Genomic DNA, 9,515 nt, shown 5'->3' with positions numbered 1-9,515 from the left:
TTCTCACGCGTTACTCACCCGTCCGCCACTAAATCCTAAGATTCCGTTCGACTTGCATGTGTTAAGCATACCGCCAGCGTTCATCCTGAGCCAGGATCAAACTCTCCGTTTTGATTCCTTTCTTGGCTACTCTTTTTTAACCTTAGCCTGGTTATTTTATTTACTTGACGCAGGCTACTTGTGTTATTATTGCTTTCAAACTATAATCTTTTCATGGTTCGGTTTCCTTCGAGCGAGCTTCGCTTTGCAGCGCCCCCTCTCTCAGGCACTTATCCAATATATCTAACCTTCCCCTCACTGTCAACCTCTTTTGGAAAAAATATTTTTTCTCTCTGCTTTGAACTCTCTATTCATCAGCTTTCTAGTCCACAATAGTGAATGCAATGTGCAGAGTTAAGGAAAGGTAGAGCGTGAATTTTCAGTCAGTAATAGCCACACTGCATCAATTTTGGGGCGATCGCGGTTGTTTAATTGCCCAGCCTTATGATATTGAGAAGGGGGCTGGTACTAAGAATCCACATACATTTTTAAGGGCGTTGGGGCCAGAACCTTGGGCTGTGGCTTATGTTGAACCATGTCGCCGCCCTACAGATGGCCGTTACGGCGAAAACCCTAACCGCTTCCAACATTATTATCAGTACCAAGTTTTAATTAAGCCTTCACCAGATAACATTCAAGAGATTTATCTTGATTCTTTGAGGGCTTTGGGTATTCGTCCTGAAGACCATGATGTTCGGTTTGTGGAAGATAATTGGGAAGATGCAACGGTAGGTGCTTGGGGAACTGGCTGGGAAGTCTGGTTGGATGGAATGGAAATTACTCAATTTACCTACTTCCAACAATGTGGTGGTATTGACTGTCGGCCTGTATCGATTGAAATTACTTATGGATTAGAGCGGTTAGCAATGTATCTCCAGCAAGTGGAAGCAATTGTCAAGCTTCAATGGACAGATGACATTACTTATGGGGATGTTTTCTTGCAAAATGAGATTGAGCAGAGTACTTACAACTTTGAAGCATCGAACCCTGAGATGCTACTAACACTGTTTAATTTGTATGAGCAGGAAGCTAATCAGTTAACAGAGCGTGGGTTAGTCGTACCAAGCTTGGATTATGTGATGAAGTGTTCGCATACTTTCAATTTGCTGGATGCGAGAGGAGTAATTTCTGTAACAGAAAGAACTCGCTATATTGCGAGGATTCGTCATTTGGCGCGAAAAGTCGCACAACTATATGTAGAACAGCGAGAAAAGCTGGGTTATCCTTTGTTGAAAAAAACAGCAGTGTGAGTTGTTCCATCTGCAAAACTATATATATTTAGTTTTTGGCAACTTTAGTCACCTCAATTCAAGTAACTGAGTTGGGTGGCTATACCAACTAATGTTATTCATTTCCCAGATAAGCCTCAATAACAGCTGGGTTATTTCTGACTACAGAGGGTTCACCTAAAGCAATTAATTGACCAAAATCTAAAACAGCAATCCGATCGCACAAACCCATGACTAATGGTACGTGGTGTTCAATCAGAATGATAGTTAGGTTGAAGCGATCGCGGATACTGCGGATAAATTCGCTCAGTTGCTGCTTTTCACTAGGGTTCATCCCGGCTGCGGGTTCGTCTAAAAGTAAGATTTGTGGTTCTAAAGCTAAAGCACGAGCAATTTCTAAGCGACGTTGATCCCCGTAAGCAAAATTTTTAGCTTTTTCTGCTGTGTGATCGCTCAACCCTACTAGTTCTAATAATTCTAAAGCTTTTTGTTTACTTTGATTTTCTTCAGTAGGAGCGGGTGGTAGTCCCAAAACTCCTGTAATCATATTACTTTTAGTATGCAAATGCCGAGCAATAATGACATTTTCTAAGGCTGATAATTCGCCAAATAAGCGAATATTCTGAAAGGTTCTCGCAATACCTAAAGCTGCAATTTGATGCGATCGCAGTTGAGAAATTTCTTGACCTTGATAAATCAATCCACCTTCAGAAGGCGGAATTAGGGCTGTAATTAAATTAAATAAAGTTGTTTTACCTGCACCATTAGGGCCAATTAAGCCAAAAATTTCATGTTGTCTAACTTTAAAAGATACATTATTCACTGCAATTAAACCACCAAAGCGGCGTGTGAGTGAGTTGGCTTCTAATATAAATTTACTTTTATCTGAGGCATTAATTTCAGACATATTTAGATTTGCATTATTTTCTGACTTTACCCATTTTAAAAATATCGGGTGTGACTAAACCTTGAGGAAAAAAGATAGTACCTATGACTATAAGTAAACCAAAAATAATTAATCTACCATCTCGGAGAAATTGGGCTAACCAACCTAACCAATTAGGAAAAATACCTGAGTCGGCGATACCGCGTAAAACTTCTGGTAAGGCTGTGAATACCATACCACCTACAACTGAACCTAAAAAAGTTCTGGAACCACCAATTAAGACAAAAGTTAGGTAAATAATACTAGCATCAAAAGTGCCTTGTCTCGCATTCCAGGTGTTGAGAAAATGGGCGCTAATGGCACCTACAATACCAGCTAAAATTGCCCCTAAAGTAAAGGCTAAGACTTTGTAATAAGTCGGGTTAATTCCCATTGCACCTGCGGCTAATTCATCTTCGCGGATGGCTGTAAATGCTCTACCAACTCTGACTCGTTCTAACCGATAAAACAAGACCATACTAATGAAGAGCAATGGTAACGCAATCCAGAGGTATTCGATTTGTGTCTGGAAGGGTTGGGGTATACCAAAAATCCCGACAGCACCACCTGTAATTTCTAAATTTAAGGAAATAACTCGCAGAACTTCAACAAAAGCAATGGTAGCGATCGCTAGATAAATGCCTCTTAGCCTTAATGCTGGAATACCCACCAATAAACCTAGTATACCAGATACCAAACCAGCGATTAACATTTCCAATAAAAGTAAATGTAGGGGAAATAAATTACTACTAGATGTAAATACTTTTGTGGATAAAATCGCTGCAATATATCCACCTAAAGCATAAAATCCTGGACTAGCTAAAGATAATTGTCCAGTCATTAAAGGTAGGTACAAAGAAAGTCCTAATAATGCTCCTAGCACCATGGAGACAATTAGTGAACCATAAGTTGAAAAAAATTCAGTCATAAATTGTCAGAATGCAGAATTTATTAGACTTTCTGAACGAACCGCCGACCAAGTAAACCTTGAGGTCTAACTAATAGCATGATAAACAATATTCCAAATGCTACAGCATCTTTGTAACCAGAGTATTCAGATGGAACAAAAGCTTCTACTAACCCAATAAGTAATCCTCCTAAAACTGCACCAGGAATACTACCCAAACCACCTAAGACTATCACGGCTAACCCCCGCAAACCAAAGGCGATCCCAAAGTAGGGGCCTGCAATACTCACGCTGGAAGCTACTAATGTTCCGGCTAATCCTGCTAAGAAACTACTAATGAAAAATGTCAAAACGATAAAGCGATCGCTGTTAATTCCTAGTAAACTAGCTGTAGTTGCATCTTCGGCGATCGCTTGCATAGCCTTACCATATTTAGTTCGATTGATAAAATAGGTAAGAATTGCCACAATTACCATTGACACCACAAAAATTAATATCTGCACACTGCGAATGGGAATTGGTTTTTCGACAGTGCCGAAGTTAATTGCAGGTGGTAAATTACCAAAAGTATTAGCGGGATATGTATAACTTTCTGCACCTACTAAATACTGAATTAAGTTAACAATTACTACTGCAACACCTAAACTAGAAACAACCGTTAGTAAAGGGTCAGATCCTTGACGGCGTAAAGGTAAGAAAGCAATACGTTCCATTGCAACTCCCACCAATCCGGCTAGGCTACTGCCAATAATTAAGGATATGGCAAATGGTAATTGTACAGGTAGCGTCAAATTTGCCAGCAAGCCGTTAAACCCAAAAGTTCCACCCATGAGTGCATAAGTGAAATATGCACCAAGGGTAAAAATTGCACCATGCGCTAAATTAATGATGCCTAAAATCGAATACACTAGGGTATATCCTAAAGCAAAAATCGCGTAGACACTGCCGATAGATAACCCATTTAACAATTGCTGAAAAAACAGACTAATATCCATTTAGCTACTATTTCAAGAATGTAAACTTGCCTTTACTACCATCAGGTTCCATTTTGATTTGCGCTACGTAAAAATCTTTTTGTACTACTTCTCCTACGGGTGTAAAACCAATTTCACCTAGTGGTGTATTGTATTTACCATTTAGTAGTTGTTTGTTCAATTCTGTTCGTAAGGATGGTAATTCTAACTTGTTAACTTTACTCTTTTGATCTAAAGATTTTAGAGCTTCTACATATACTTGAACTGCGGCAAATGCTTGGGCGCTAAATTGTGGTGGTTCTTTTTTAAATTGATCTACATAAGCTTGACGAAATGCAGTATTGATTTCACCAGGATGTTCTGGGCTGTATGCTTGAGCAATTAGCACACCATCGCAAAGTGCCTTACAGACTGGGAAAATGTTGGATGTATTTAGACCATTACCACCAACAATTAAGCCTTTATAACCTAATTCTCGCAGTTGTCTGACTAAGTTACCACCATCGGCAGCTAACCCAGAAATAATTACCAAATCTGGTTTCAGATTAATTGCATTGGTGGCTTGACTTTGAAAATCTGTATCGCTAGTTTGGAACTTTTGGACTGTAACTAATTCTAAATTTTGTTCTTTGACAGTTTGCTGAAAAATTTCGGTTTCTGATTTGCTAAATGCGTCATTTTGCGCGAAGAAAACAGCGACTTTTTTAATGTTAGGATTTAGCTTGAGTGCAGCTTTAATTGAATTTGGTGCCACTACAGAAACTGGTGCTGAAACACGGGCAATGTAATCACCAATTTCTGGTATACCTTTAGCTGTATTTGAGGGGCCAAGTACAGGTATTTTAGCTCGTTCAGCAATGGGGTTAGCACTAAAGGCTTGTTGTGATAAAGTCGGCCCGACAATTCCCACAACTTTGTCTTTATTAATTAATGCTTGAAAGGCGTTAATTGTACCAGCTTCATCACCAGCAGTATCTTGAAAGACTAATTTAATGGGTGTGCCATTAATCCCACCTTGATCATTAAAATATTTCTCGGCAATTTTAGCGCCAGCAACTTGTTCTTGACCAAGTAAAGCAACATTACTGGTTTGGGCTACAGCAATCCCTATAGGAATAACTGTTGATGTTTGTGGAGTTGCATTGTTATTATTTGCCGGATTTGTGCTAACGCTAGAGCTACTACAGGCAGTGAAAAATAAAGCGAAAATTGGTAGTAATGCTGTGGTACGAATAAAGGCAGTGTTCATTAGAAATATTTATGTAGTGATGAGAAATGCCAAAAACTTAGTTATTAAATCATTTTTATTTGACCATGCAAATGTAACTAGTCAAAGTGTTGATCAATACATTTTTTTAAGAATGCAGATATAAAAAGCAGATGACTTTACTAACTGTTGGGGTCAACGAGAAAGTCATAGTTCATAATATCTTACTGTGTGTTGTGCTTACACACTCAAACTTTGCATAAAGCGGCAGTCAATCCAATCTTTCCAGCACCATATTAAAGAGTGGGGCGGTAAGGTGAATGCGCCTTTGGTAGCGATCGCTCTTTTGTCGCCTGTCCCAATTAAACTTAAATATTGTTGCTGTGGGATGTAAGGTTTGAGTGGTTTGCCTAAAATTATTCGTTGCAAGTTTTCAAATAACGGCTTACCTTGACGCACTGCAAATACACCAGCTTTGGGACGGGGATGATTTACCATTGTGGCAATATCACCAGCAGCAAATACCTGCGGATGGGTTTGAGATTGCAAGGTGTCGTCGACTAAAATAAAGCCTTGTTCATCAGTTCCGAGTCCGGTAGTTTTTAACCAGTCTGCTGCTGCGGCTTGTGTTACCCAAAAAACTTTGTCACACTCTACCACTAGCCCCGATTCAGATTTGACTGCTAATAATTCTTGATTTATCTGTGTAATCTGAGAAACGGACTCGCCTAGATGCAGCTTAATACCTCGACGAGTTAAAACTTGTTTTACCTGACGCTGCACTGAGTGATGATTATGCGGCAAAATTTTCTGATGGCGATGAAATAAATGAACTTCCAGATTTTGAATTGGTTGTTGGTTCGCAATCAAAATTTGTTGTATATGTGCTTGCATTGCGAGTGCTAATTCTATGCCACCCACACCACCGCCCACAATGGCTATTTTGAGTTGCTGCTGAGGATTTTCGTGAACGCTTTGCAGTAGTTTATACCAACAGTTTAGGAGTTTGGCTACTGGTTTAGCTGCAATAGCATATTCGGCTGCACCTGGTACAGAGATTGTCGCTGGAGTGCTGCCAATATCAATAGACAGTACATCAAAATTTACCGGCGGACGGTTAGCGCAAATTACTTGACGATTTTCTAAATCTAAACCGATGGCTTGATCTATATATAAATGTGTATGGGCAAAGTCAGCTAATCTTGACAAATTAATGTGGCACTCATTGTAACTATATAATCCAGCAATGTGTCCGGGCAGCATTCCCGAATAAGGTGTGTCTGATGCTGGCGTGATTAAAGTTAAACTTACTCCTGGTAGTGGTTTCATCCCAAACATTTTGAGTGCGATCGCATGACTATGACCACCACCAATTAGCACTAAATCAGGCATAGAATTCTATTGATGAACACTGTATGATTTTTGAATATTTTCTACAATATCCTTTCTGACACGGTAGCGATGACTATCCGCCATGCGACTGAAGCTGATTTACCTGCGATCGTAGCTATTTATAATGCGGCGATTCCTAGCCGTCTCGCTACTGCTGATTTAGAACCTGTATCTGTGGAAAGTCGCCGCACTTGGTTTCATGGGCGATCGCCTAATTATCGTCCTTTGTGGGTAATTGAACAAGAAGGTAAAATTGCTGGGTGGCTGAGTTTCCAATCATTTTATGGTCGTCCAGCTTATCAAGCTACTGCTGAAATTAGTATTTATATTGCCCCAGCTTTTCATCATTGCGGTTTGGGACGACGACTATTAAGCCTCGCAATTGCGGAAAGCCCCAATTTAGGGTTAAAAACACTCTTAGGTTTTATTTTTGCCCATAATCACCCCAGCCTGAAACTTTTTGAAACATTAGGTTTTCAACTTTGGGGATATTTACCGCAAGTAGCCGAACTAGATCAAATAGAACGAGATTTAATTATTATGGGTCTGCGAATTGGGGAAAAGAAGTCTGAAGTGTGAAGTCTGAAGTATGAAAAATAGGTGAAAGACTTATTCACTAGTTACTTTGTGTCTTCATACCTAGAACAGACTGATCCCAAGAGATGAATAATGATTACTATATTTATTTCTCTATGGAAAAACCATAGATATTAATCGATAGATGATATTGTTTAATTCAATCCATAGATATATAAGAATTAATTAGAGTAATTATCGCTGATTTATCTAATCAACTAATTCCCTTTTGCCTCAGATAACGGTAAGCTTAATCTAACAAAATTAAGCAAATATAAACTTGCGTTTTTGAATAGTGCAGAGTAGCGGGATCAAAGGGATTTGATCCCAAAACACTAATTTCTGTTTAAATCTAGGGGTATTTTCATGGCTCAGTTTCTACTAGAGACTGTTTGGCTTGTTCCTTTATATGCCTTAATTGGTGGGCTTTTAGCCGTACCTTGGTCGCCGGGGATCATCCGCAAAACTGGGCCAAGGCCAGCAGGTTATGTAAATTTAGTAATGACATTTTTGGCGTTTGTCCATAGTGCGATCGCCTTACAAGCAACTTGGAATCATCCACCCCAAGAAGTATTTATTCATTGGCTATCAACAGCAGGGTTAGACTTAACCATTGCTGTGGAAATTTCGTCAATTAGTGTAGGCGCGTTAGTTGTCATCACTGGTTTAAATTTGTTAGCACAAATTTATGCTATTGGTTACATGGAAATGGATTGGGGTTGGGGACGCTTCTATTCTTTATTAGGACTATTTGAAGCGGGATTATGCGCCCTAGCCTTATGTAATAACTTGTTCTTTAGTTATGTAATCCTAGAAGTCCTCACTTTGGGAACCTACTTGTTAGTAGGCTTATGGTTTAGCCAGCCTTTGGTGGTAACAGGTGCGAGAGACGCTTTCTTAACCAAACGGGTAGGAGACTTGTTTCTGCTGATTGGGGTTTTAGGTTTATGGCCGCTGGCGGGAACCTGGGATTATAACGAACTGGCTGTATGGGCGAAAACTGCGGAAATTGACCCGACAGTAATTAGTTTAGTGGGTTTAGCCTTAATTGCCGGGCCGATGGGTAAATGCGCCCAATTCCCCCTGCACTTGTGGTTAGATGAGGCGATGGAAGGCCCTGTTCCCAGTACAATTTTGCGGAACTCGGTAGTTGTAGCCAGTGGTGCATGGGTACTGATTAAACTGCAACCCGTATTAACTTTATCACCCCTAGTTTCTACAGTGATGGTAGCGATTGGGTCAGTAACAGCTATTGGTGCATCCTTAATTGCGATCGCCCAAATTGACGTGAAACGCTGCCAATCTTATTCTGTGAGTGCATACATGGGCTTAGTGTTCATCGCTGTAGGCACACAGCAAGATGATGCTGCACTGTTACTAGTTCTGACTCACGCTTTATCTGCTGCCTTGTTAGTGATGAGTACTGGGGGTATTATTTGGAACAGCATCAGCCAAGATGTGACTCAACTAGGCGGATTATGGTCACGCCGTCCTATCTCTGGTTTAGCGTTTATTATTGGCACATTAGGATTAATTGGGTTCCCACCCCTTGGTAGCTTTTGGGCATTGATGGAATTAGCTGATGGGTTATGGGAAACTCAGCCTTGGCTAGTTGGGATAGTTATAGCAGTTAACGCATTGACAGCCGTTAGTTTAGCTAGAGAATTTGGCTTGATTTTTGGTGGTAAAGCGAAGCAAATGAGTGAGCGATCGCCTGAAGTGCATTGGCCGATGGTATTACCAATGGTGATTTTATTCGGATTTGTCCTCCATCTACCTTTAGTGTTGCAAAGCTTATCACTCTTACCCGACTGGGCAAGCCTCAACAAAGATGTCGCACTCCTACTAATTTGGTCGAGTATTTTCGGTTGTAGTGTCGGTGGTGTAATTTACCTCGGCAACATTCCCAAACCAGTCCGCTTACCCTGGAAAGGTTTGCAAGACTTGTTGGCTTACGACTTTTACACCCCAAAAATCTACCGGATGACCATCATTTTCAGTGTTGCCCAACTGGCAAAATTTGCTGATATGGTTGACCGCTTCGTAGTAGATGGCATTGTTAACTTTGTTGGGTTGTTCTCCCTCCTCGGTGGCGAAGGCTTGAAATATAGCACCTCTGGACAAACCCAAACTTACGCCTTCACAGTCCTCTTAGGCATTGGTCTTTTAGGTGCGTGGGTGACATGGCCATACTGGGGCGTACAGTTTTTAGAGTTGATGTTTTAGTCAATAATCATTTCATCTGCGTTCATCTGCGGTTAAAACT

Annotated in this window: 8 protein-coding genes and 1 rRNA gene; 3 read left to right on the top strand and 6 right to left on the bottom strand. The window is 40.4% G+C overall.

Going from position 1 to position 9,515, the window contains the following annotated elements; genetic code table 11:
* A 16S ribosomal RNA gene (locus H6G74_RS20010) occupies positions 1-112 on the bottom strand; the annotation flags it as partial.
* A gap of 298 nt (positions 113-410) precedes the next feature.
* Here H6G74_RS20010 and glyQ point away from each other — a divergent pair.
* Positions 411-1,289 carry a glycine--tRNA ligase subunit alpha gene (glyQ, locus tag H6G74_RS20005; RefSeq protein WP_190969334.1) on the top strand — a complete coding sequence of 293 codons (879 nt, stop codon included), beginning with the start codon at positions 411-413 and terminating at the stop codon, positions 1,287-1,289.
* Between the two features lie 94 nt (positions 1,290-1,383).
* On the opposite strand, the gene H6G74_RS20000 is transcribed toward glyQ, so the two are convergent.
* From H6G74_RS20000 to H6G74_RS19980, 5 genes are all read right to left on the bottom strand, one after another.
* Positions 1,384-2,175 carry an ABC transporter ATP-binding protein gene (locus tag H6G74_RS20000; protein WP_190969333.1) on the bottom strand — a complete coding sequence of 264 codons (792 nt, stop codon included), beginning with the start codon at positions 2,173-2,175 and terminating at the stop codon, positions 1,384-1,386.
* A 13-nt stretch (positions 2,176-2,188) separates the two neighbouring features.
* Positions 2,189-3,121 (bottom strand): branched-chain amino acid ABC transporter permease, encoded by a 933-nt coding sequence (locus H6G74_RS19995; RefSeq protein WP_190969332.1) that lies wholly within the window; start codon positions 3,119-3,121, stop codon positions 2,189-2,191.
* 23 nt (positions 3,122-3,144) lie between these two features.
* Entirely contained in the window at positions 3,145-4,095 is a 951-nt protein-coding gene (locus H6G74_RS19990) for a branched-chain amino acid ABC transporter permease (RefSeq protein ID WP_190969331.1), read from the bottom strand.
* A gap of 7 nt (positions 4,096-4,102) precedes the next feature.
* A complete protein-coding gene (locus H6G74_RS19985; protein ID WP_190969330.1) occupies positions 4,103-5,323 on the bottom strand; it encodes an ABC transporter substrate-binding protein in 1,221 nt (406 codons plus the stop codon).
* Between the two features lie 198 nt (positions 5,324-5,521).
* Positions 5,522-6,673 (bottom strand): FAD-dependent oxidoreductase, encoded by a 1,152-nt coding sequence (locus H6G74_RS19980; RefSeq protein ID WP_190969329.1) that lies wholly within the window; start codon positions 6,671-6,673, stop codon positions 5,522-5,524.
* A 69-nt stretch (positions 6,674-6,742) separates the two neighbouring features.
* On the opposite strand from H6G74_RS19980, the gene H6G74_RS19975 reads away from it, so the two are divergent.
* On the top strand, positions 6,743-7,252 hold the full coding sequence (locus H6G74_RS19975) for a GNAT family N-acetyltransferase (protein ID WP_190969328.1): 510 nt from the start codon (positions 6,743-6,745) through the stop codon (positions 7,250-7,252).
* Between the two features lie 363 nt (positions 7,253-7,615).
* The gene (locus H6G74_RS19970; RefSeq protein ID WP_190969327.1) at positions 7,616-9,475 is read left to right on the top strand and encodes an NAD(P)H-quinone oxidoreductase subunit F; all 1,860 of its coding nucleotides are present in this window, start codon (positions 7,616-7,618) and stop codon (positions 9,473-9,475) included.
* The last annotated feature ends 40 nt before the right edge of the window (positions 9,476-9,515 follow it).

The organism is Nostoc spongiaeforme FACHB-130, from assembly GCF_014698475.1.
Lineage (GTDB): Bacteria > Cyanobacteriota > Cyanobacteriia > Cyanobacteriales > Nostocaceae > Nostoc_B > Nostoc_B spongiaeforme.
The sequence above is the reverse complement of the archived record's forward strand: the minus strand, read 5'-3'. Positions and strand labels throughout refer to the sequence as shown.

Excerpts from the sequence above, each read along its gene's own strand:
- H6G74_RS19990 (WP_190969331.1), bottom strand. The coding sequence starts at position 4,095 with ATGGATATTAGTCTGTTTTTTCAGCAATTGTTAAATGGGTTATCTATC.
- H6G74_RS19980 (WP_190969329.1), bottom strand. The coding sequence starts at position 6,673 with ATGCCTGATTTAGTGCTAATTGGTGGTGGTCATAGTCATGCGATCGCA.
- H6G74_RS20000 (WP_190969333.1), bottom strand. The coding sequence starts at position 2,175 with ATGTCTGAAATTAATGCCTCAGATAAAAGTAAATTTATATTAGAAGCC.
- H6G74_RS19975 (WP_190969328.1), top strand. The coding sequence starts at position 6,743 with ATGACTATCCGCCATGCGACTGAAGCTGATTTACCTGCGATCGTAGCT.
- H6G74_RS19985 (WP_190969330.1), bottom strand. The coding sequence starts at position 5,323 with ATGAACACTGCCTTTATTCGTACCACAGCATTACTACCAATTTTCGCT.
- H6G74_RS19995 (WP_190969332.1), bottom strand. The coding sequence starts at position 3,121 with ATGACTGAATTTTTTTCAACTTATGGTTCACTAATTGTCTCCATGGTG.
- H6G74_RS19970 (WP_190969327.1), top strand. The coding sequence starts at position 7,616 with ATGGCTCAGTTTCTACTAGAGACTGTTTGGCTTGTTCCTTTATATGCC.